The organism is Shewanella eurypsychrophilus (assembly GCF_007004545.3).
Classification (GTDB): Bacteria; Pseudomonadota; Gammaproteobacteria; order Enterobacterales; family Shewanellaceae; genus Shewanella; species Shewanella eurypsychrophilus.
Map to the genome: position 1 here is coordinate 5,465,362 of NZ_CP045503.2, position 22,350 is coordinate 5,487,711.

The 22,350-nt window shown below is 46.3% G+C and carries 15 protein-coding genes; 12 read left to right on the top strand and 3 right to left on the bottom strand.

From position 1 onward, the window contains the following. Positions 1-227: 227 nt before the first annotated feature. From argE to FM038_RS23460, 3 genes are all read left to right on the top strand, one after another. Positions 228-1,379, top strand: a complete 1,152-nt coding sequence (gene argE / locus FM038_RS23450; RefSeq protein ID WP_142873587.1) for an acetylornithine deacetylase — start codon at positions 228-230, stop codon at positions 1,377-1,379. Between the two features lie 157 nt (positions 1,380-1,536). Beyond that, complete coding sequence (gene ppc, locus FM038_RS23455) at positions 1,537-4,170, top strand: phosphoenolpyruvate carboxylase (RefSeq protein WP_142873586.1); 2,634 nt, start codon at positions 1,537-1,539, stop codon at positions 4,168-4,170. Then, the gene (locus tag FM038_RS23460) at positions 4,170-4,715 is read left to right on the top strand and encodes a YceB family lipoprotein (protein ID WP_142873584.1); all 546 of its coding nucleotides are present in this window, start codon (positions 4,170-4,172) and stop codon (positions 4,713-4,715) included. The genes ppc and FM038_RS23460 overlap by 1 nt, the downstream gene beginning before the upstream one ends. A gap of 105 nt (positions 4,716-4,820) precedes the next feature. Here the strand turns inward: FM038_RS23460 and FM038_RS23465 are convergent, their stop codons facing one another. Next, positions 4,821-6,095, bottom strand: a complete 1,275-nt coding sequence (locus FM038_RS23465) for a CinA family nicotinamide mononucleotide deamidase-related protein (RefSeq protein WP_142873585.1) — start codon at positions 6,093-6,095, stop codon at positions 4,821-4,823. 231 nt (positions 6,096-6,326) lie between these two features. Beyond that, on the bottom strand, positions 6,327-7,019 hold the full coding sequence (locus FM038_RS23470) for a TetR/AcrR family transcriptional regulator (protein WP_142873547.1): 693 nt from the start codon (positions 7,017-7,019) through the stop codon (positions 6,327-6,329). 294 nt (positions 7,020-7,313) lie between these two features. Here FM038_RS23470 and FM038_RS23475 point away from each other — a divergent pair, with 294 nt between their 5' ends. The 7 genes from FM038_RS23475 to FM038_RS23505 all read left to right on the top strand — a co-directional run bounded on the left by FM038_RS23475 (position 7,314) and on the right by FM038_RS23505 (position 18,341). Further along, positions 7,314-9,035 (top strand): OPT/YSL family transporter, encoded by a 1,722-nt coding sequence (locus FM038_RS23475; protein WP_195873157.1) that lies wholly within the window; start codon positions 7,314-7,316, stop codon positions 9,033-9,035. Positions 9,036-9,643: 608 nt separating this feature from the next. Further along, a complete protein-coding gene (locus FM038_RS23480; protein WP_142873546.1) occupies positions 9,644-10,504 on the top strand; it encodes a DmsE family decaheme c-type cytochrome in 861 nt (286 codons plus the stop codon). Positions 10,505-10,628: 124 nt separating this feature from the next. Further along, a complete protein-coding gene (locus FM038_RS23485) occupies positions 10,629-12,338 on the top strand; it encodes an MtrB/PioB family outer membrane beta-barrel protein (protein ID WP_142873583.1) in 1,710 nt (569 codons plus the stop codon). Positions 12,339-12,347: 9 nt separating this feature from the next. Further along, the gene (locus tag FM038_RS23490; protein WP_142873545.1) at positions 12,348-14,870 is read left to right on the top strand and encodes a DMSO/selenate family reductase complex A subunit; all 2,523 of its coding nucleotides are present in this window, start codon (positions 12,348-12,350) and stop codon (positions 14,868-14,870) included. A gap of 12 nt (positions 14,871-14,882) precedes the next feature. Beyond that, complete coding sequence (locus FM038_RS23495) at positions 14,883-15,506, top strand: DMSO/selenate family reductase complex B subunit (protein ID WP_142873544.1); 624 nt, start codon at positions 14,883-14,885, stop codon at positions 15,504-15,506. A gap of 14 nt (positions 15,507-15,520) precedes the next feature. Then, the gene (locus FM038_RS23500) at positions 15,521-17,596 is read left to right on the top strand and encodes a hypothetical protein (RefSeq protein ID WP_223292959.1); all 2,076 of its coding nucleotides are present in this window, start codon (positions 15,521-15,523) and stop codon (positions 17,594-17,596) included. 118 nt (positions 17,597-17,714) lie between these two features. Next, positions 17,715-18,341, top strand: coding sequence for a TorD/DmsD family molecular chaperone (locus FM038_RS23505; protein ID WP_142873543.1), 627 nt, complete (start codon positions 17,715-17,717; stop codon positions 18,339-18,341). A gap of 158 nt (positions 18,342-18,499) precedes the next feature. Here FM038_RS23505 and FM038_RS23510 read toward each other — a convergent pair whose 3' ends face one another. Further along, complete coding sequence (locus FM038_RS23510; RefSeq protein WP_142873542.1) at positions 18,500-19,180, bottom strand: TetR/AcrR family transcriptional regulator; 681 nt, start codon at positions 19,178-19,180, stop codon at positions 18,500-18,502. Between the two features lie 579 nt (positions 19,181-19,759). On the opposite strand from FM038_RS23510, the gene FM038_RS23515 reads away from it, so the two are divergent. Beyond that, on the top strand, positions 19,760-20,620 hold the full coding sequence (locus FM038_RS23515) for a DmsE family decaheme c-type cytochrome (protein WP_142873541.1): 861 nt from the start codon (positions 19,760-19,762) through the stop codon (positions 20,618-20,620). 9 nt (positions 20,621-20,629) lie between these two features. Continuing rightward, a complete protein-coding gene (locus FM038_RS23520) occupies positions 20,630-22,327 on the top strand; it encodes an MtrB/PioB family outer membrane beta-barrel protein (RefSeq protein ID WP_142873540.1) in 1,698 nt (565 codons plus the stop codon). Positions 22,328-22,350 lie beyond the last annotated feature (23 nt).

The following is a 22,350-nucleotide window of genomic DNA, read 5'->3' on the forward strand; positions in this document are numbered from 1 at the left end:
TAAAAAGAGGGGGCACAACTTAAGCCCTGGCAGAAACACCAATGTTGACAAGTTTATCGTCGCAGGAAGTCTTTTAATGTGATTGTTTTGTTAATTTTAGCGTCTGAAATAATCATTTTCACTCTCAATAAATGCGCTGTATTCTGGTACTCGTTCTAGCTGTTTGCTAGACTATCACAACAAACTATTTATGCAATATATTTGAATATATATTTTACAGGTGAGATATGAACTCAGTTCCGGATCTAAAAACAACTTTTAGTCAGCTCATTGCTACGCCCTCAATCAGCGCTCTGGAAGTTGAGCAAGACATGAGTAACCAAGGTGTCATCGACCTACTGCATACTTGGTTCGGTGATTTAGGCTTTCAGTGTAAGGTTCAACCTGTTGCGAATTCTCGTGCTAAGCACAACTTAATCGCGTCATTTGGTGCTGGCAGCGGTGGGCTCTTACTCGCTGGCCACACAGACACAGTGCCATTCGATGAAGGGCGCTGGAGCCAAGATCCATTCACCCTAACGGAGAAAGATAACCGCTGGTATGGTTTAGGCACATGCGATATGAAGGGATTTTTTGCGCTCATATTAGAGGCCTTAAAAGATATGCCACTGCAGAATTTTAAGCGTCCTCTACACATATTAGCTAGCGCCGATGAAGAAACGACAATGAATGGCGCTAAGGCATTTGCCGAAGCAAAATCTATCTCTCCCGATTACGCTATCATCGGCGAGCCGACGAGTTTAAAACCCGTTTATATGCATAAAGGCCACCTGACTCAAGGAATAAGAGTGACAGGACGTAGTGGCCACTCTTCAGATCCAGCGAAAGGGTTAAATGCGATAGAGATAATGCATCAAGTGATGGGGCAGCTTCTTAAGCTTAAACAGCATTTAGCTGATAATTACCGCGAAGAGGCTTTTAGTGTGCCTTACCCGACCATGAATTTCGGCCATGTGCATGGTGGCGATGCCGCCAATCGCATCTGTGGATGTTGCGATCTGCATATCGATATCCGCCCTTTACCTGGCTTGGCACTAGAGGAGCTCGAGCAGTTAGTACTTAATTACCTTGAGCCGATTAGCAGTCAGCATCCAGGCAGTATACAAGTTGCACCGCTTTATCCAGGAGCGGAACCTTTCGCAGGCAAAGCAGAGAGTAGTTGGAGCCAATTAGTTGCTGAGTTATCAGCGAGTGCTCCCGAAGTTGTTAACTACGCAACTGAGGCACCTTATATCTCAAAGCTCGGTTGCCAGACCTTGGTCTTAGGCCCGGGAAGCATAGAACAAGCGCACCAACCTGATGAGTTTCTCGACACTGCTTACTTAAAGCAAACGGTCGAGCTATTGAAAAAATTGATCTATCACGCGTGTATAAAGTAGCACTCTAGTTATCTAAAAATCATTTATGGCTGTTTCACTACATGCCCAGAGTGATTTGGCACACATAAGCTCACAATATCTCAGTCTTCTATGTTGACCTTAACCCAGAAGGCTAGGTATTGTGGCTGATTAGCGTAAATTTTGGTATGGAGTAAGTATGGCTGATATGTATGCGTCTTTAAGGTCCAACGTTGGTACTTTAGGGCAGATTTTAGGTGAAACGATACGCACCAATTTAGATGATGCCTTTCTTGAAAAGATTGAGCAGATCCGTCATTTAGCAAAGAGTTCTCGCCAAGGGGATGAAGCCGCGCGCGAAGAGATGCTTAAACTACTCACAGCCCTTCCTGACAATGAGCTTGTTCCTTTTGCCAAAGCATTTAACCAATTTTTGAATTTAGCGAATATCGCCGAGCAGTTTCATACCATTAGTCGCAACTGTGACGAGCTTGTCTGTGTGCCCGATCCGGTCGAACAACTGCTAGGTAAAATATTAAGCAGCAGTATCGATCAAGAGAAGATGCTCGAATGCTTACAGGAACTCGATATCGATCTGGTATTAACCGCTCACCCAACTGAAATATCCAGACGTACACTGATCCAAAAATACTCTTCAGTGATCGACAGCCTTGCCGCTTTAGAAAACCCACAATTATCAGCACGAGAACAGAAACAGCATCATCTGGGGCTAAGACAGCTCATCGCACAGATCTGGCACACCAATGAGATCCGCAACGAACGTCCAACCCCTGTCGATGAAGCTAGGTGGGGCTTAAGCACAATCGAAGTCTCTCTCTGGCAAGCCATTCCTGACTTTTTACGTCAGCTCAATGAGCAAGTTGAAGAGCGTACAGGCAAACAACTGCCAACGGATATTGCGCCAGTTCGTTTCTCTAGTTGGATGGGGGGCGATCGTGACGGCAATCCTTTTGTCACCGCACAAGTGACTCAAGAAGTGCTCGACAGAAATCGCCACACTGCGGCTCGCCTCTATTTAAAAGATGTCGTGTTACTCGTCAATGAACTGTCTGTCGAAGAAGCCAATGATGAGTTGTTAGCACTGACTAACAATAGTCACGAACCTTATAGAGATGTATTAAGAGAGATAAGACAAAAACTCAGAAACACAATCGACTACCTCAATGAACGTTTAGAAGGTCATAATCCAGAAATCGATCGCAGCTTGATCATTTGGCACGAAAGCGATCTGAAAGAACCTCTGATGATGCTTTACAAGAGTCTATCTGATTCTGGTATGAGCTTGATCGCTAATGGGCTATTACTCGATATGCTCCGTCGTATAGCCTGTTTCGGCATTCATATGCTCAGGTTAGACATCAGACAAGATGCCGAACGCCACAGTGATGTCATTGCAGAGCTTACTCGCTACTTAGGCATGGGTGATTTTAATCACTGGGATGAAAATGAGAAACAAGCCTTCTTACTACGTGAGCTCACCAGTAAGCGCCCGCTAATTCCAACCAATTGGCAGCCTAGCGCAGATGTCGCCGAAGTCGTGAGCACCTGTCGACTCGTGGCAACACAGCCTGCACAAGCTCTAGGTTCATATGTTATCTCTATGGCCAGTAAGCCATCTGATGTATTAACTGTTTTACTACTGCTAAAAGAAACTGGTTGTCCGCACCCTATGCGTGTGGTGCCATTGTTTGAAACCTTAGACGATCTGAATAATGCCTCTAGCTGTATGACGGCGCTATTCGCCATCGATTGGTATCGTGGATACACCAAAGGTCATCAAGAAGTGATGATTGGCTATTCAGATTCGGCAAAAGATGCTGGCGTCATGGCGGCTGCCTGGGCTCAATACCATGCACAAGAACAACTCGTTGCGATCAGTAAACAAGCCGATATAAAACTGACTTTATTCCATGGCCGTGGCGGTACAATAGGCCGTGGAGGCGGACCTGCTCACCAAGCAATCTTATCTCAACCTCCAGGTTCGGTAGATGGACGCATTCGTGTCACAGAACAAGGTGAGATGATCCGCTTTAAGTTTGGTTTACCTAAACTTGCCGTACAAAGCTTAGCCCTGTATACCTCAGCAGTCATGGAAGCGACCTTGCTTCCACCGCCAGAGCCAAAGCCTGAATGGCGTGAGTGCATGCAGAAACTCGCTGAAGAATCAGTACAAGCTTATCGCTCGATCGTTAGAGAAGAGCCTGACTTTGTCGCATATTTCCGCGCAGCGACTCCCGAAGTTGAACTAGGGAAGTTGCCATTAGGTAGTCGTCCGGCAAAGCGCAGAGTCGATGGGGGTATTGAATCATTACGTGCCATTCCTTGGATCTTTGCCTGGTCTCAAAATCGTCTTATGCTCCCCGCTTGGTTAGGGGCTGGAGAGGCACTTCAAGCAGCCTGTGACAGAGGTGAAATGTCCTTACTTCAAGAGATGGAGCAAGAGTGGCCTTTCTTTAAAACACGTATTTCTATGCTAGAGATGGTTTACGCTAAAGCCGAGCCTAATCTAGCCAAATACTACGAAACCTGCTTAGTGCCAGAAAACCTACATCACTTAGGTCACACATTACGTGAGCGTCTAGCCACAGGTGTCAACGCGGTCTTAGCCCTCACTCAATCTGAGGCACTAATGGCCCACACGCCTTGGAATCGGGAATCGGTAACCCTACGCAACCCCTACATTGATCCGCTAAACTTTCTGCAAGCTGAGCTTTTAGCCCGTACCCGAAAAGAAGATGCTTCAACGAATGTCGAGCTCGCATTAATGCTTACCATTGCAGGTGTCGCAGCAGGCATGAGGAACACTGGTTGATTAAACGACTAAGGCAGATCATTCTGCCTTCGTTATTCCTGTTATTGACTGGCTGTGTCAGTCAATACAGCATTAGCGAAGCTGAATTAGAAAATTATTTATCCGATGAGATCCATTTTGAAATCAAAGAGGGTAATAAATTCTTTGGCGTAGAGATGCGTATCAATAATATCGATGTCACCTTAGGTCATAAAGCAGATACGATGTCGGTATCGGCAATCAGCATCATCAAGGTGCGTAACCCTTTAATGCCATTTAAAGCCGAATTAAATACTACCTTTGAGGCTAAACCTTGGTATGACGCGACAGATCATAGCGTGTATTTGAGAGATCTAACCTTAGTAGACATACAATCTAGCCCGAAAGATCTAGATAAAGCCATTAAGCAGTTTTCTCCCCAACTGATGCGCTTCTTAACGCAGTTTTTAGAAACTCAACCTGTCTATGTTTTAGATACAGATGAATCAAATCAAGCCTTAATTGCAGAGATGACTAAACGCATTGAAGTAAAGCCAGGCAAATTGAAACTCATTTTTGATGAGTAATACCAATCGGTATAATACCCATCGAAAATAAGCAGGGTAAAACAAAACGGTGCAACTCAATTGCACCGTTTTTTATCACAGTTATAGCAAGCTTAAAGGTATTCTCTACTTGCTAAATCGGCTAAATGAGGAGTAATCGACGATAACAGCCTCATCGAGCAACTCTCGCCTTAGCATGTCATAAGCCACTGCAGTACTTAATGTTCTCACCAATGCACGTGAACGACTGGGCAGTTTCAACATCTGGCTATGGACACCATATTTAGTCGCAAGTGCAATGGCCACTGTCCCAACAGGTTTCTCATCAGAGCCTCCTTCAGGACCGGCGATACCACTTGTCGCTAAGGCATAATCACTATCGAGAATATTGCGAGCTCCTCTTGCCATCTCTTCCACTGTTGCTATAGAAACAGCGCCGTAATCATCTAAGGTCTGAGGCTTCACGCCTAACACTTTAACCTTAGCCTCATTACTATAAGTCACTAACCCTTGGTGTAAATAGGTTGAGCTTCCTGCAAAGGCAATCAAGCCACTGGTGATCATTCCGCCGGTACAAGACTCGGCAACGCTGAGGCTGAGTCCTGAATTAAGCAACTTATTGTGAATGGCTTCGTCTAATGTCGTCACATTCTCGGCAACGATAGCATTACCCAGTAACTGTTTAATATCTGATTCAACTTCAGGTAGCGTAGCGATAGCTCTTGGGCCTCGGGCAAAGAGTTTAATTTCGATATATGGCATGTAAGAGCGGTAACCTAACGTCACTCCTTCCGGCAGCGAAATAGCGCTTAATTTATCTTCCAGTGCAGATTCACCATTGCCTAATGTCAGCAGCTTCTTTAAGGCAACTGAACTTGAAGCGGTAAACTTCTCTTCAAGAAAGGGAATGAATTGCTCTGTTACCATGCGCTTAAACTCAAATGGCACACCCGGTGTAAAAAACAACCAGGCACGATTTAACTTAACTGCAAAGCCACAAGCAGTGCCGACAGGATTGTCTATCATGATTGCCGACTCGGGTAATAGAGTCTGTTTCAAATTACTCTTAGCCATCACTCTTGAGTTACGGCTAAACCAATCTTCGAGCTTAGTACGCCACTCCTTGTTTTCGACTAAAGGCACTCCCATAGCAAGAGCCATAGCTTCAGTCGAGAGATCATCACTGGTTGGGCCTAGTCCGCCATTAACCATAATAATATCCGCTTCATGGCTACGCTCTTTAAATACAGCCACTAAATCTTCTAAACGGTCACCTACGGTTATGCGACGCTGGCACTCAATGCCCTTTTCCATAAGCGCATTAGCAAACCAAGCTGCATTGGTATCTACTATCTGTCCAGCTAACACCTCTTCACCAGTACAAATCATCTCAAGCTTCATCGATAACCCTAAGTCAGTAATCCATTAATAGCAGCTAAAGTAACAATCCTAGCCTCAATAGCAATACTGACTTTCGATATAATTGGTTCTAAATATGTTCAATGATATGGATTTCAGAACTAGAGCGAAGCTTGATACTTGAGCCGAGTCACTGTTAACGAAGAAACATTTACGGCCAGACACAAATAAGCCGACACTTGGTCGGCTCATTATTTAAATTCTAATATTCGTTTAGCAGGCGATCATGCTTTCACGCTCAAACTTGCCAATAGCCTTCAATACCTTGTCATATTCTACTACTTTATGATCTTCATGCCACTCGAGCTTATCGGTATAGAGCATTAAGTTTTCATACACATCAAATAGTGAGCGGTTAATATGATTACCTAAGGTCATTATGCTTTGCGGAATGAGGACACAGCCTCTTTGATAGGGATACACCGCCGCCATCACCTTAATGAGTTGCTCCTGAGTCGCGATCAGTGTGCCTTTTCTCATTGGGGTCATCCAGAACTGAGTATGGATATTTCTCAGTTGATCTATGATCCGCTCCAACTCCTCCTGCCGACTCTCGCCTGCAAAAAGATAGATACCCGGGTTGGCACTAAGAAAAGTGATCCCTAAGCGGTTTTTAGTGCCCGATGAGATAGACACTGGCGCAAGCAGTGCGGTGATCAATTTCTCACGATCGTTCAGTGGCTCATAGTCTTGAATATCTACCAGCATCTGCCGCGTATTGCTGGCATCACGAACAAACAGAGATACCAGCACATCTTCTTTACCTGAAAAATGCTTATACAAGGTAGCTCTAGAGACCTCAGCCCGCTTGGCAATATCGGCAAATTTAAACGACACCATACCGTCTTCAAGAATCAGTTCTCTGGCGACTTCTAATAATCGTGATTCTCGCTCTAGTTTCGTCATTGCTTGCTTTAGCCTTATATTTAATACATGTCTAAAGTACCAAACTAAGAAGATTTAAACAGAGACGATAGAACAGATTGTGATCTTATGCGTGATTTTTTACATAAAATTACAGACAAGTACACATACGTATAGTTTGTAGATGAATATCACTAAAATCACTATGCAACACCTGTCACAACCCCAAAATAAAGCTAAAGTATTGTGAACGCTGTACGGTTTTATTTTACCCTTATATGACAGGATCATTCATTGTCCAAGCTCAATGACAGCAACGTAGAAAGATTAGGATCAATGCCAACATCAGATAATTTTCAGCCTCTTTCCATCAGAGCGATCTTAACAGGCATGACGCTCGGTAGCCTGCTAGTTCTGTGTAATATCTATATGGCGCTACGCATTGGCTGGTCTATGAATATGTCTGTTTTAGCATTGCTACTCGGCTTTGTGGGTTGGAAAGCCGTAGAAAACACCATAGGTTGCCGAGCCTGGACCCCAAGAGAAACCAATATTCAACAGACTGCGGCTTCTGCGGCTGGAGGTACGGTATCGGCAGGCCTAGTCGCACCTATTCCTGCTTATCTTATTATCACAGAGACACAATTCGAATATTGGCCCATGGTGTTCTGGATGATAGCCATCAGCTTACTTGGGATATGTGTCGCCTCGGCTATACGTCCAGCCATGCTCAACAATGAACGCCTCAGATTCCCTACCGGTATAGCCACTGCAGAGGTGATCACCGATATGTTTAGCAGTGGTCGTATCGCCCGCCACCGAATGATTGCCCTACTTTCTGCCATGACTGTCGCCATCAGTCACCGTATATTAATTCCCGTCAGCTACAAAATCCCACTAGGCTTCTCAATTCCTGGCCAAAACGCCATGGCCGGCACCAGCATCAGTGCTAAAAATCTGGGCTTTATCATCGACCCTTCTTACATGCTGCTGGCCTTCGGCACTATCATAGGCACTAAAGCGGCAATTAGTCTTTTTGTTGGTTGCTTGATTGCCTGGCTCGGATTAGGCCCCTATATTCTCGGCCAAGGCTGGGAGCAAGCTGGGCCTATCGATGAAAACTGGTTCAGCTATATCATAGAGTGGTTAGTTTGGCCTGGTGTTGCCATGATGCTAGCCTCAGCCATCACTACAACGGCGATCACCCTATTTAAATCTGATAGGAAAAATCGACTATCCCTGATGTGGGGATGGCAAGAATTTCTACTATTAGGCACGCTAACCCCAGTTATCGTTATTCTCCAGATCTACTTATTTGATATCAGCTGGTTTGCCGCCATACTCGCTGTCCCCCTCGCCTTTGTTTTTGCCATCGTCGCCGCACAAGTGGTCGGTGAAACGGGTATTCCGCCTATTGGCGCCTTAGGAAAACTGTCTCAACTCTCCTTCTCAATTATCAGCCCTGGCAGCGTGACAACCAACTTAATGACAGCTAACGTAGCGGGGGGGGCTGCCGGCCAAGCCACCGATCTACTCAATGATTTTAAAGCCGGGCATATTCTTGGAACCAATCCAAGACATCAAGTATTTGCACAATCTATGGGGATCTTGGTTGGCTGTTTAACGAGTGCTGGGATCTTTATGCTTTTGATCCCTAATCCTGCAGAACAACTGATGACAGAGCAGTGGCCCGCACCCGGGGTGGCAACCTGGAAGGTGATAGCAATAGCACTCACCGAGGGGCTAGAAGCGATACCTCAATCGGCACGATATGCCATGTTTATCGGCATTATTGCTGCTACAGTTAATGAATTACTGCTACTGGTAGTGAAAGAGAAGTGGCATCGATATCTGCCAAGCATGTCGGCAATGGGACTCGCCTTTGTACTCCCAGCTCATATCAGTATCATGCTGTTTATCGGTGCAATTTTGGCTTGGTTTCTGCGGCTATTCGCGCCTAAATGGTCGCAGCGTTTTATGCTCGCCATTGCAGCAGGTTGTATTGCTGGGGAAAGTATTGCTGGAGTGTTAGGCTCTATTATCTTTATCCTGCGTTAAACTGGTCAATCACACTCTATCAATGAGCAAGTACACCTGCTTAACTAATCTCTCATTTAACCACTCTTCAAACTGTATCTGCACTCCCTCTATCTCATTTTAGCTGAATACTCGCTTTACCTCCCCACCTCCGCCAATCTCATGCTGTAAGAAAAAAGGACCAAGCAGCCGCATCCAACATTGCAGGGAAAGATGAGCATCGCTTTAGCTACATGGTCCATATCTAATACTTAAGATATATAAATCATAATGGGAACAACAAAAAGCCAGTTCAGACTACGCCCCGATTTAGACACCTGTCAAGACAGCGGTCAGACCTTATAGTCAAATTCATAGTTGGATCGTATACATAGATAGAAATGTGAACAAGTACATATAAAACAAGATAAATTCATAAAGATCACATTAACTTACCACGAGCAAACCCCATCACATAATCCAGCCAAAGATTAACCAAGTCACACATACATCATCAAGTTTATGCTTGTTTCAGCAAATTGGATCTGCGTCACACACCGGTACATACAGGTGTATATACAATTACCTCGAAATAAGTACAAAAAACATTAATATCGTTTCCTTTAGAAACAACGAGTGTGAGAGAAGTGATGAGAATCTTACAAAAAATAGGCCTGCTAACTGCGTTTATCGCCGCTACAGTCCTCTCAGTGCCAAGTGCACTGGCAAATGAATCTGCTACTCCTTTAGAGCAGCAACTGGTTAATAAATTCACGGAGGCTAACTACTCTAAGAAAGGTGCTGACACCTGTCTGATGTGTCATAAGAAAAGTGCTGAGGTTATGGCAATTTTCAATACGCCACACGGCAATACCCAAAAAGGGCCAATGGCTGGACTTCAATGTGAAGCCTGTCATGGACCACAAGGTAAGCACAAAGGTAACAACGAACCCATGCTCACTTTTGGGGATGAGTTCTCTGTCGAAGGTCGTAACAGCGTCTGTGAATCTTGCCACAGCCAAGAGCACACTCCGTTCCATGACCAAGCCTGTAGTGATTGTCACAACATTCACCAAGCTGAGCTAGTTGCCGAGCAGCCACAAGCTCAATGTGCAAACTGTCACAGCCAGCAAGACTCGGCCCAGTTTAAGCGCTCGACTCACTTAGGCACCTTAACCTGCAGCGATTGCCACAACCCACATGAAGAAGCACCACTTTCAGTTAATGACACCTGTTACAGCTGTCATGCCGAGAAGCGTGGACCTGCACTTTGGGAGCACTCGCCTGTCACTGAAGATTGCACCACCTGTCACAACCCACATGGCTCAGTCAACGACAACCTGCTTAACAGTCGTGCACCTCAGCTTTGTCAGAGTTGTCACAATCAAGCCGGTCACCCAGGTGATGTGCACAACAGCTTAAATGGCTTCACTCAAGGGCAATCTTGCATGAACTGTCACAGCAAGATACATGGCTCGAACCACCCTTCTGGCCACTTGTTTGAGAAATAGGAGTCGATGATGAGGGCTAAGCCCCCTTCTGGGTACTTACTTAAAAGTTTGAGAAATAGGAGTCGATGATGAAGGCGAACCACCCTTCAGGGCACTTACTTGGTTTGAGAAATAGGAGTCTATGATGAACGCTAAACTTACTTTAGTAGCACTCGCTGTTCTCTCAGCCAATGCTACCGCAGCGAACTTCGCTGTACCGCAAAATATTGATAATGACTATGCCTGTAAGCGTTGTGTCGCTCCCGAGCACACCAACACCGTCGGTCTGATGACCGAGCAGCGCACCCACTTAGATAGCCAATATGGCGCCAATGCACATATTCGTAGTGAAAGCCGTGGTGAAAACTACCGTATCGATGCTAAAAATGCAGGCGCTGACAATGGCCACCTTAAAGCAGCCGCCAACCTAGGGGATTTCGCCCTAGAGCTGGCTTATGTTAATCGCTGGAACCTCGACGATAACGACATTGGCGCCGAGCGTCAGCAGTTATCGGCCGCGGCCAAGTATCAGACTCAGCTCGTTACCGCCTTTGTTAAAGCAAGTAGTGAAGACAAGCAGGGTCAGCGTATTAGCTCAGTGGTTGACCCAAAACCGACTAACTTCCTAGAGACCATCGACCACACCACCCAAGTGATGAACGCCGGTGTACAACTCCATGGTGATTTTTGGAATGTCGGTCTTGCTGCCGTTAACTCTGACTTTACTGACAATGCCGGTATCGATGCCGATAACAGCGCTCAGCAAGCCAGTGTTAAAGCCGGCCTGAACTATGGCAAGACGCGCCTAAGTGTCAGCGCCGCTTCGGGCAAGATGATACAAGATGGTCCTATCGAGCAAGAAAACTCATTAGTGCCTATCTCAAACTTCGACGGTGAAGTGGAAACGCTCGACTACAGTGCCCGCATTAGCTCTCGCGTTGCGGGGGTCAAGCTCGCAGGTTTTTACAGCTACAGTGACCGCGACAATGTCAGTGGCTCTTATGAGTTCTTCGAAGCGATTAACACCCCAATCGATAGCAGCAAAACACGTTACGGCGTCGACGCCAGCTACCGTTTAGGCAGCACTAAGTTCAGCGCAGGGTTCGAACAAAATGACCGTGTCCGCTCAGACTCAGACCGCGAAGAGACTCAAGAGAGTGAAATCTTTGGCCGTGTCGACTACCGCTACCAGCAACTGAGCACCCACGTTAAGTTCACCAGCAGCGAACGCACTGGCTCTGAGTACCGTATCGGCGACGATATCTTCCAAAAGTACTACTTGGCAGACCGCGACCGTGTCAGCACACAACTGGGTCTTGGCTATAGCCAAAACAACTACGGCGCCAACCTGAAAGTGGTTTTAGCCAGTGATGAGTACTCAAACAGCTCGGCGCTGCAAGAGTCTGATGAGATGTCAGTCAACCTCGACGGTTACTACCTTATCAGTAAGCAGATGACCCTGAATGCCTATGCCGGTACTCAGACCATCGACAGCCTAGAGATACACAACACCACAGTAAGCGATGAGTTCACCTACTTTGGTTTTGGGCTGAATAAGTACCAAATCAATGAAGATATGGCACTCGGCACCTCCTACACCTTCTCATTTTCGGGCAGTGACACTGCGGTAGATAGCACCGAAATGGGTGACTACTACCAATACCAACACCTTGCTGAAATCCATATGGATTACCGCATCAATGCGCGTATCTCGACCCGTTTTGCTTACAGCTATGAACGTAACTACGACACGAACTACGCCAACCAACCGATTGAAGCCATCAATAGTATTGAAGACCTTAATCAAAATTACACCGACCACAAGATCGGTGCATTTTTCACAATAAAGCTGTAAGGGACAACTATGAAACGTCGCGACTTTCTTAAAGTAAGCGCAGCAGCTGCGGCAGCCACAGCAATCACAGGTTGTGATAGCTCTAGCGCTGAAGACCCAATCCTCAATCCAGGGGTTCCGGTCACGCCGCCAACAGGTGAGAAGATCACCTGGAGTAACTGTGCCAGTAACTGCTTCCAATCATGCCCTCTTAAAGTGCATAGCAAAGATGGGGTTGTTACCCGTATCGAAGCCGAGCAGAAAGAGCATGATGATTGGGATACCTTTGAGCATGAGATCCGCCCATGTCTACGTGGTCGCTCTATGCGTCAAAAGGCCTATAACGCCGACCGTCTCAAGTACCCGATGAAGCGTGTTGGACCCCGTGGATCTGGTGAGTTTGTACGTATCGACTGGGAAGAAGCTTTCTCAGAAGTTGCACGTATGATCCAAGAGACCACCAGCAACTACGGTAAAAACTCTATCTATGTACCGCTCGGTGGTGGGTCTCACGACCTATCTGCTGGCGCCATGATTATGGGACTTCGCCTACTATCGACTTGGGAAGGCTGTCTGTTCTTCCACAACGATTACTCGGCATCTCAGTACCGTGAAGGCTCAGCCTCCATGTACGGCTGGTTGCACTACAAGGTCAATGACACCGTAGGCTTCTGGAATACCGGTAACCGCTTGCGTGATCTTGAGCACAGCGACTTGATGCTTTGTTTCGGTTACAACCCAATGGAAGCTCGTATGGGTGGCGCGGGTTCTGGCTATGAAAATGCCAAACTGAAGCAGAAAAATAGCTATAAAACCTATTATATCGATCCACGCTTTACCGATACTGCTGTCGCTGCACACGATGAGTGGGTACCGATCCGTCCAGGTACTGATGCCGCGCTATGTGAAGGTATCGCACACCACCTGATCAGCAACGACCTTCATGAGAAGGAGTTTCTAGAGAAGTTCTGTATGGGCTTCACTGCTGACACCCTACCTGAAGGTGCTCCAGCTAATGGAGATTATTACTCTCATATTATGGGTTTAAGCTCTGATGGCATAGAGAAAACTCCTGAGTGGGCCGAGTCAATTACTGGTGTTTCAGCCGAAAAAATTCGTGAAATTGCCGATGCGCTTGCCAATGCCAATGCACCATTTGTTACCCAAGGTTTTGGTATGCAACGTCAAGGTAATGGTGAGAACAACGCCAAAGCCGTACTTATGCTACCTATCCTTATCGGTAAGATTGTCGGTAAAGGCATTAACCACGGTGGTACACCGGGTGCAAAAGATCTCGCTCACTACAAGATGATGCCTGCCGATTCATTGAAAGATTTGATGAATCTCGGTTTTGGTGATGTCTCGATTCCGGCAGCCTCTCACTTAGACGCCATCGAATTTGGCACCGAAATGAAGCCAAGCAGCCATGATGTTCGTTATTCAGATGCGACCAAAATGGCAAACGATGATGCACTCGAGACTAATGTGCGCATGCTGTGGCTGACCTCATCGAACATGATTGCCGGTCAAAATGCCGATCATAACCGTGCACATCGTCTACTGGAAAATCCTGGCGAGTATATCGATCACGTCGTGGTGTTCGAGCAGCATATGACAGGCTCTGCCAAGTACGCCGATATCTTACTGCCTGAGATCAGCTGGTTAGAGATGTATGACGTGATTCAAAGTGTCAGCAAGTACGATGATGGTAGCTTGCGCTACATCTACGGTATCGAGCCTGCTATGGAGCCGATGTTTGAGTGTCTGCACTCCTTCGATATCTGTCGTGGTATCGCACGTCACTTGGGTACAGAGGGCAAGTTTGAAGGTGGCAAGACCTACAAGCAGTGGGTCGAAGATATCTTCAAGAACGTCAAGAAGAACAACCCTTGGCTAAAGGGCGACAGCTTCGATGAATTTGTTAAAGTCGGCCCTCAGCGTGAGGAAGCACCTGAGCATCCAAATCTTCAGTGCTTGAGAGACTTCATCAATACCAATCCTAGACATCCGGAATTCGATAATACGACTGAAGGTGCGTTAAGTACGCCATCAGGCAAGATTGAGATCTACTCGCAAACCTTCGCGGCCAAAATTAAACATGCAGCCGAGGGAGACACGATCACCGCTATCCCTGTTTACGATGCCTGTGAAGAGTCCTATGAAGATGAAAGCTTCAAAGATGACTTCCCTTACCAATGTATCAACTACCACGGTAAGCACAGTGCCCACAGTATTCATGCCAGCACACCTTGGATCAACGAAGTGGTCGAGCATCATCTATGGGTTAACCCAAATGACGCCACCAAGATAGGCGTTATCAATGGTCAGAAGGCTCGAGTCACTAGTAAGCGTGGCGCAATCGAAATCACCGTACGTGTTACCCCTCGTATCGTACCTGGCGTAGTCGCGCTACCTCAGGGTGCTTGGCGTAAGAAACGCAGCGATGGTGTCGATACTGGCGGTGCGGTAAATACCCTAACCAGCAGTAAGCCGAGCCCTGTGGCTAAATCAATTCGCTCGAATACGAACCGTGTTCGTATTCAGCCAGCTTAGGAGGATTAGCAGATGACCCAACAATATGGTTTTTATGTTGATGTCGCCACCTGCTCAGGTTGCAAAACCTGCATGGTGTCTTGCAAAGACAACAAAGATCTAGAGATAGGACGTAACTTCCGCCGGGTATATGAGTATGCCGGTGGTAGCTGTAGCGAGAATGCCAACGGCGTCTTGTCTCAGTCTGTTTTTGCCTACTACGTCTCTATGGCCTGTAACCACTGTGACACGCCAGCATGTACAAAAGCCTGTCCAACAGGCGCTATGTATAAGGAACCTGAGCGCGGCCTAGTACTTGTCCATGACGATATCTGTATCGGCTGTAACGCATGTGCACAAGCTTGCCCATACGATGCACCGCAGATGGACACTGAGCGCAGCAAGATGACTAAGTGTGATGGCTGTCAGGACAGACTCAATGTCGGCCTCAAACCTATGTGTGTTGCTAGCTGTATTCACAGAGCCTTAGACTTTGGCCCCATTGAAGAGCTGCGTCAGAAGTATGGTGCTACCGCAGAGATCGCTCCGCTGCCACCAGCAAGTGTCACTAAGCCTAACTTAGTGATCAATTTGCATGCTCAAGCGCAACCTGCTGGCTCTACTGCTGGCACCGTAATCAATCCTAACGAATGTTGATAAGAGAGAACGTGATGATAAAAACTAGAATGACTACTGTGGCAGCAATGATCCTTGCGTCACTGACGATGACAGCGTGTAACGACACTGAAACTGAATATGTTTACGTTTGTGATGACGGTACTGAGGTTTCTAACCCAGATAGCTGTCCAATCACAGATCCAAGCGACCCAACAGATCCAGTCGTACCTACACCGATTGATGCGCCATTTGTCTTAGCGGCTCAAACTAAGATCGATGAAGCCTATATCGGTATCACCAGCAGCGGCAACATGTACGACCCAACTAATAACGATTGGGCAAACATGCTACCACCAGGTTATGAAGGTAAGCGTACTGCAGCATACCCATGGGGCACGACAACATACGGTCAAGAACTTTGGTTTGGTACCATCGCTCAGGGTTGGTGTGTATGGCCATACCAGAACATCGGCATGGACCTGATGACTACTACTTACGAAAGTGAGTACACCGCTTGTTCTGTACCTAATACAACCGGTACACCTTCACAGTTCTATCTATATGATTTCGAAACTGGTGAGCAGGAAGTGATTCAGAATGTACTGGATGAAGAAAGCCTAAAAGAATACCTAAAGGCTTTCACTCCACGTAACTATGGTTCTGACGCTGAGCCTCAACTTGCTAACACCTTCGGCTTCCGTGCCTCGGGTACTGTCGGTGACTTAGTCTTTACCGCAGGCCACTATAAGAACATTGGCGGCGAAGGACGCCTACGCTTATTCGTCTTCAACGCTAAAGAGCGCTCATTTGTGGGTTACCGCGATATCATCGGTGATACTACACGTCGTTTCCGCACCCTGACCGATGCAAAAGGTAATGATGGTTTCTATACCATTATCGGCTCAGAAACTGGTATGACGCAGAACGGTAATGGTCCGACTCAGATGCTACGTTGGGTGGGTACACAAGATGCACCTTTTGCCGGTGGTGACGTGACGGATGATAGACTTCAAGGCGCTGAAACAGGCTGGGAAGTGGTTTCTGATGCGTCATTTGCTATGACTCACGGCATGATAGGTGACTGGCGTCAGTTCACTCATACCGATGGTACTGAGCGTTTAATCATGAGCTCAGCAGCTCACCCGCATGTCTACAAGTATGGCAATGGTGAAGAGCAGGTTCGTAACCCAGGTATTAGTGAATCAGTTATTCTACTGTCTAACCCGATCCCAGAGGGTGGCTTCACTGCAGCAAATCCAATGGAGTTCACCGAGATCTTCAACATGAACCGCTACGACCCTGCTGAACTTGCAAGTTGGGGACATAAGTGGGGAACCAGTGCGATTCTAGATGGTTATGTCTATTTCGGTACTTACCACCAGGGCAACGATGCGGGTTACAAGCACTTCGAGAAGGCTGCCCCTCAGTTAATGGCTGATGTAATCGCCCGTGAAGGTGCTGAAGCCTTCCAGGTTAACGAGTGGCGTGCAAGTTCAATCTTCCGTATGAAGCTTGCTGATCTTGAAGCGATTGGTGAAGGCAAGAAAGATCCTGAGCTGCTTTACGGTTACGAGACCATGAATATCGTCGATAAGGAAACTGCTTCATACAAGTCAGTACCTAACTTACTAGGTCAGAAGCCACTGTACGGCGAAGCCGGTATGGGTAACCCAGGTAACGTCTACTCTTGGACCTCGATCAGTAAAGATGGCAAGCTATTCTGGGGCTTCTTCGATGCCTTCTCAGGAATGCATGATCTGCTAAACAATGCCTACGCAGGTGATGTGATGATTCCAGGTGTACCAATGCCAATCCCTAACCCAGACTATAAAGATATGATGAAAAATAGTCCTGGCCAGTGGATGATGGATCATACCAAAGAGGTGATGACTGCCAATGGTACACTAGACGATTTCACTCCTGGTGGTGACCTAGTGGTATTCGATGATGTGAACAGCCCTGCACGTGTGTTGACCAAAGATGGTTTTGGCAACTTGTGTTCAAACGGCGTTCGTAACGTAGTAGATATCAACGACAAGCTTTACTTTGGTACATCAACTTGGTGTAACCTTTCAGACAAAGCGGGTCTTGAATTCTACCAGTACAAGCCTGAGCTAGATAAGAAGTAACTAGCAGTTTAACACTAAGGTAGGGCCTAAGGGCTCTACCTTTTTCGTTTTAGCTAGCCTTTACATTTTTAAACTATAAGCAAGCACACTCAGCATAGAAAACATTCAGGAAAACATTATGAATCAAGAATATGCAGCCATTTCCCGCATTGCCAGCAGCACATTATATAGTGAGGCTAGTGATGGTTTTATCCAGACACTGATCGAAAATGAGATAGCAACGAGCTGGCCAAAATTAACCCAGAGTCCTAAACGCCAGCAAGGGCTAGACCTATTAGCCTGTTATCTAAATGAGTATACAATCGAGAGTAATCTGCCACTAACTGTGGAGTTTAATCGACTATTTATCGGCCCAGAAACTATGCCTGCAGCGCCTTGGGGTTCTGTATACCTATTTAAAGATCAGCTATTAAATGGTGACTCTACCGTAGCGCTAAAGGCTTTCTTTAAGCGTAACAATATCGACTTTAAACTCAATGAAAACCAGCCAGTGGATCACTTAGGGCTTATCTTTGCAGCGATGGAACTGTTACTGAATACACCTGATAGTAAAGACGGTGAAAACCAGCTGCGCATCTTGATAGGCGAGCATATGTGCCCTTGGGTATACCGAGTGTTTGAGCTAATATTTGAGCACGCCAACAGTGACTATTACCGAGGCTTTTCCCTACTAATAGAAGATTTTGTCGATACTCTGATTAATGAGCTGAATATCATCCCAAGCCAAAGACCTATCTACAGGTAATTGAAGTTTGCTAATCTTTGAAAGGGCAAAACAAAAATTGAATAAAGATAATAGCGGTAATATTTAGGGGGGATGTTCAAATCCCCCAGCACCAACAAGCTCTTCTTGCTCTTTTAGCGATTTTCGTTAATAGACATTTGAATATACTGAGCTAGCAATCATACTCTCACGCTCAAATCACTGATCACTTTTAATAGCTTATCATAATCAACAGACTCATGATCTTTCCTCCACTTAAGCATATCGGTAAAAAGCATCATGTTTTCATATACATCTAATAGTGAACGATTGATGTAATTGCCTAAGGTTATTATTTTTTTAGGGAGCAACACACAACCTCTTTGATAGGGGTAAACTATTCCCATAGCTCTAAAAACTTGCTCCTGTGTCGCAATCAAATTGCCCTTTCTCATTGGTATCATCCAGAATTGAATGTGGATATTTCTCAGCTGTTCAATAACTTGCTCATGCTCACTCTGTTGACTTCCCCCCTCAAAAAGGCAGATTGCTGGATTAGCAGTGAGAAAAGCAATTCCTAAACGATTTTTTGTACCTGATGATATATATATCGGAGCTAGCAGTGCTGTTACCAATTTCTCACGATCATTCAAACATTCATGATCTTGGATATCTATCAGCATCTGGCGAGTATTAACGGCATCACGGATAAATAACCTAGCTAACACATCTTCCTTACCTGAAAAATGTTTATACAGAGTAGCTCTTGATACTTTAGCCCGCTTGCCAATATCTGCAAATTTAAAAGAGACCATACCATCTTCAAGAATCAACTCACGCGCGACTTCCAGTAGTTGTGATTCTCGATCTAACTTACTCATAACTCCACCTTGTACTTAATACTTTTCTAATATAAATAAACAACCGAAAACTAACCCATGTAAAAACATTAAGGAGGGCTTGGAATATATTGATTTTAAAATTCGCCTGTCGATGAGAGCTATTAAAAAAGGACCATGGAGCGGCATCCAACATTGCAGGGAAAGATGAGCATAACTTTAACTACATGGTCCATATCTAATACTTAAGATATAGAGATCATAATGAGGAACAACATAATCACACTCAGATTACCCACCAATTAGACAGCTGTCAAGACAGCAATCAACCCGAGCGGTTAAACTTATATCCAGATCTAAATTATTAAGTTAGATGTGACAGGAGCTATATCTGGCTTGGTGAGTTTGTGAGGTTGGCTCAAACTTGCGTAGGCGAGCCTTGTCACGCAAAGCTCAACAAATAGCACCCAGATCACAACGGCATCATCAAATTCAGGTCATTTTCATCAATACAGATCAATATCACACACTTGTTTGTACATGTGTCTATATAATTACCTAAAAATAAGTACGAAAACATTAATATCGTTTCCTTTAGAAACTACGAGTGTGAGAGAAGTGATGAGAATCTTACAAAAAATCGGCCTGCTAACTGCGTTTATCGCCGCTACAGTCCTCTCAGTGCCAAGCGCACTGGCAAATGACACCGCTACTCCTTTGGAGCAGCAACTGGTTAATAAATTCACGGAGGCTAACTACTCTAAGAAAGGTGCTGACACCTGTCTGATGTGCCACAAAAAATCACCATCCGTTATGGCTATTTTCAATACGCCACACGGCAATACCGACAAGGGCCCAATGGCTGGACTTCAATGTGAAGCCTGTCATGGACCACAAGGTAAGCACAAAGGTAACAACGAACCCATGCTCACTTTCGGGGATGAGTTCTCTGTCGAAGGTCGCAACAGCGTCTGTGAGTCTTGCCACAGCCAAGAGCACACTCCCTTCCATGACCAAGCCTGTAGTGATTGTCACAACATTCACCAAGCTGAGTTAGTTGCCGAGCAGCCACAAGCTCAATGTGCAAACTGTCACAGCCAGCAAGACTCGGCCCAGTTTAAGCGCTCGACTCACTTAGGCACCTTAACCTGCAGCGATTGCCACAACCCACATGAAGAAGCGCCGCTATCTATTAATGACACCTGTTACAGCTGTCATGCCGAGAAGCGTGGACCTGCACTTTGGGAGCACTCGCCTGTCACTGAAGATTGCACCACCTGTCACAACCCACATGGCTCGGTCAACGACAACCTGCTTAACAGTCGTGCACCTCAGCTTTGTCAGAGTTGTCACAACCAAGCCGGTCACCCAGGTGATGTGCACAACAGCTTAAATGGCTTCACTCAAGGGCAATCTTGCATGAACTGTCACAGCAAGATACATGGCTCGAACCACCCTTCTGGCCACTTGTTTGAGAAATAGGAGTCGATGATGAACGCTAAACTTACTTTAGTAGCACTCGCTGTTCTCTCAGCCAATGCTACCGCAGCAAACTTCGCTGTACCGCAAAATATTAATAATGACTATGCCTGTAAGCGTTGTGTCGCTCCCGAGCACAGCAACACTGTCGGTCTGATGACCGAGCAGCGCACTCACTTAGACAGCCAATACGGCGCCAATGCCGATATTCGTGGTGAAAACTACACTATCGATGCTAAAAATGCAGGCGCTGACAATGGTCATCTAAAAGCGGCAGCCAACCTAGGCGATTTCGCCCTGGAGCTGGCTTATGTTAACCGCTGGAACCTCGACGATAACGACATCGGCGCCGAGCGTCAGCAGTTATCGGCCGCGGCCAAGTATCAGACTCAGCTCGTTACCGCCTTTGTGAAAGCAAGCTCGGAAGACAAGCAGGGTCAGCGTATTAGTTCAGTCGTTGACCCAAAACCGACTAACTTCCTAGAGACCATCGACCACACCACCCAAGTGATGAACGCCGGTGTACAACTCCATGGTGACTTTTGGAATGTCGGTCTTGCAGCCGTTAACTCTGACTTTACTGATAACGCCGGTATCGATGCCGATAACAGCGCTCAGCAAGCCAGTGTTAAAGCCGGCCTGAACTATGGCAAGACGCGCCTAAGTGTCAGCGCTGCTTCGGGCAAGATGATACAAGATGGTCCTATCGAGCAAGAAAACTCCTTAGTGCCTATCTCAAACTTCGACGGTGAAGTCGAAACGCTCGACTACAGTGCCCGCATTAGCTCTCGCTTTGCAGGCATCAAGGTCGCAGGTTTTTACAGCTACAGTGACCGCGATAATGTCAGTGGCTCTTATGAGTTTTTCGAAGCCATCAACACCCCAATCGATAGCAGCAAGACACGTTACGGCGTCGACGCCAGCTACCGTTTAGGCAGCACTAAGTTCAGCGCTGGTTTCGAGCAAAACGACCGTGTTCGCTCAGACTCAGACCGTGAAGAGACTCAAGAGAGTGAAATCTTTGGCCGTGTCGACTACCGCTACCAGCAACTTAGCACCCACGTTAAGTTCACCAGCAGCGAACGCACTGGCTCACAGTACCGTATCGGCGACGATATCTTTCAAAAGTACTACTTAGCCGACCGCGACCGTGTCAGCACACAACTGGGTCTTGGCTATAGCCAAAACAACTACGGCGCCAACCTGAAAGTGGTTTTAGCCAGTGATGAGTACTCAAACAGCTCGGCGCTGCAAGAGTCTGATGAGATGTCAGTCAACCTCGACGGTTACTACCTTATCAGTAAGCAGATGACCCTGAATGCCTATGCCGGTACTCAGACCATCGACAGCCTAGAGATACACAACACCACAGTAAGCGATGAGTTCACCTACTTTGGTTTTGGGCTGAATAAGTACCAAATCAATGAAGATATGGCACTCGGCACCTCCTACACCTTCTCATTTTCGGGCAGTGACACTGCGGTAGATAGCACCGAAATGGGTGACTACTACCAGTACCAACACCTTGCTGAAATCCATATGGATTACCGCATCAATGCGCGTATCTCGACCCGTTTTACTTACAGCTATGAACGTAACTACGACACGAACTACGCCAACCAACCGATTGAAGCCATCAATAGTATTGAAGACCTTAATCAAAATTACACCGACCACAAGATCGGTGCATTTTTCACAATAAAGCTGTAAGGGCCGCAAGGTCATAAACTGAG

What these genes read in the sequence shown, in the direction of transcription:
- argE (WP_142873587.1), top strand. Translation starts at nt 228, where the DNA reads ATGAACTCAGTTCCGGATCTAAAAACAACTTTTAGTCAGCTCATTGCT.
- FM038_RS23505 (WP_142873543.1), top strand. Translation starts at nt 17,715, where the DNA reads ATGAATCAAGAATATGCAGCCATTTCCCGCATTGCCAGCAGCACATTA.
- FM038_RS23480 (WP_142873546.1), top strand. Translation starts at nt 9,644, where the DNA reads ATGAGAATCTTACAAAAAATAGGCCTGCTAACTGCGTTTATCGCCGCT.
- FM038_RS23485 (WP_142873583.1), top strand. Translation starts at nt 10,629, where the DNA reads ATGAACGCTAAACTTACTTTAGTAGCACTCGCTGTTCTCTCAGCCAAT.
- FM038_RS23510 (WP_142873542.1), bottom strand. Translation starts at nt 19,180, where the DNA reads ATGAGTAAGTTAGATCGAGAATCACAACTACTGGAAGTCGCGCGTGAG.
- ppc (WP_142873586.1), top strand. Translation starts at nt 1,537, where the DNA reads ATGGCTGATATGTATGCGTCTTTAAGGTCCAACGTTGGTACTTTAGGG.
- FM038_RS23520 (WP_142873540.1), top strand. Translation starts at nt 20,630, where the DNA reads ATGAACGCTAAACTTACTTTAGTAGCACTCGCTGTTCTCTCAGCCAAT.
- FM038_RS23515 (WP_142873541.1), top strand. Translation starts at nt 19,760, where the DNA reads ATGAGAATCTTACAAAAAATCGGCCTGCTAACTGCGTTTATCGCCGCT.
- FM038_RS23470 (WP_142873547.1), bottom strand. Translation starts at nt 7,019, where the DNA reads ATGACGAAACTAGAGCGAGAATCACGATTATTAGAAGTCGCCAGAGAA.
- FM038_RS23465 (WP_142873585.1), bottom strand. Translation starts at nt 6,095, where the DNA reads ATGAAGCTTGAGATGATTTGTACTGGTGAAGAGGTGTTAGCTGGACAG.
- FM038_RS23475 (WP_195873157.1), top strand. Translation starts at nt 7,314, where the DNA reads ATGCCAACATCAGATAATTTTCAGCCTCTTTCCATCAGAGCGATCTTA.
- FM038_RS23495 (WP_142873544.1), top strand. Translation starts at nt 14,883, where the DNA reads ATGACCCAACAATATGGTTTTTATGTTGATGTCGCCACCTGCTCAGGT.
- FM038_RS23500 (WP_223292959.1), top strand. Translation starts at nt 15,521, where the DNA reads ATGATAAAAACTAGAATGACTACTGTGGCAGCAATGATCCTTGCGTCA.
- FM038_RS23490 (WP_142873545.1), top strand. Translation starts at nt 12,348, where the DNA reads ATGAAACGTCGCGACTTTCTTAAAGTAAGCGCAGCAGCTGCGGCAGCC.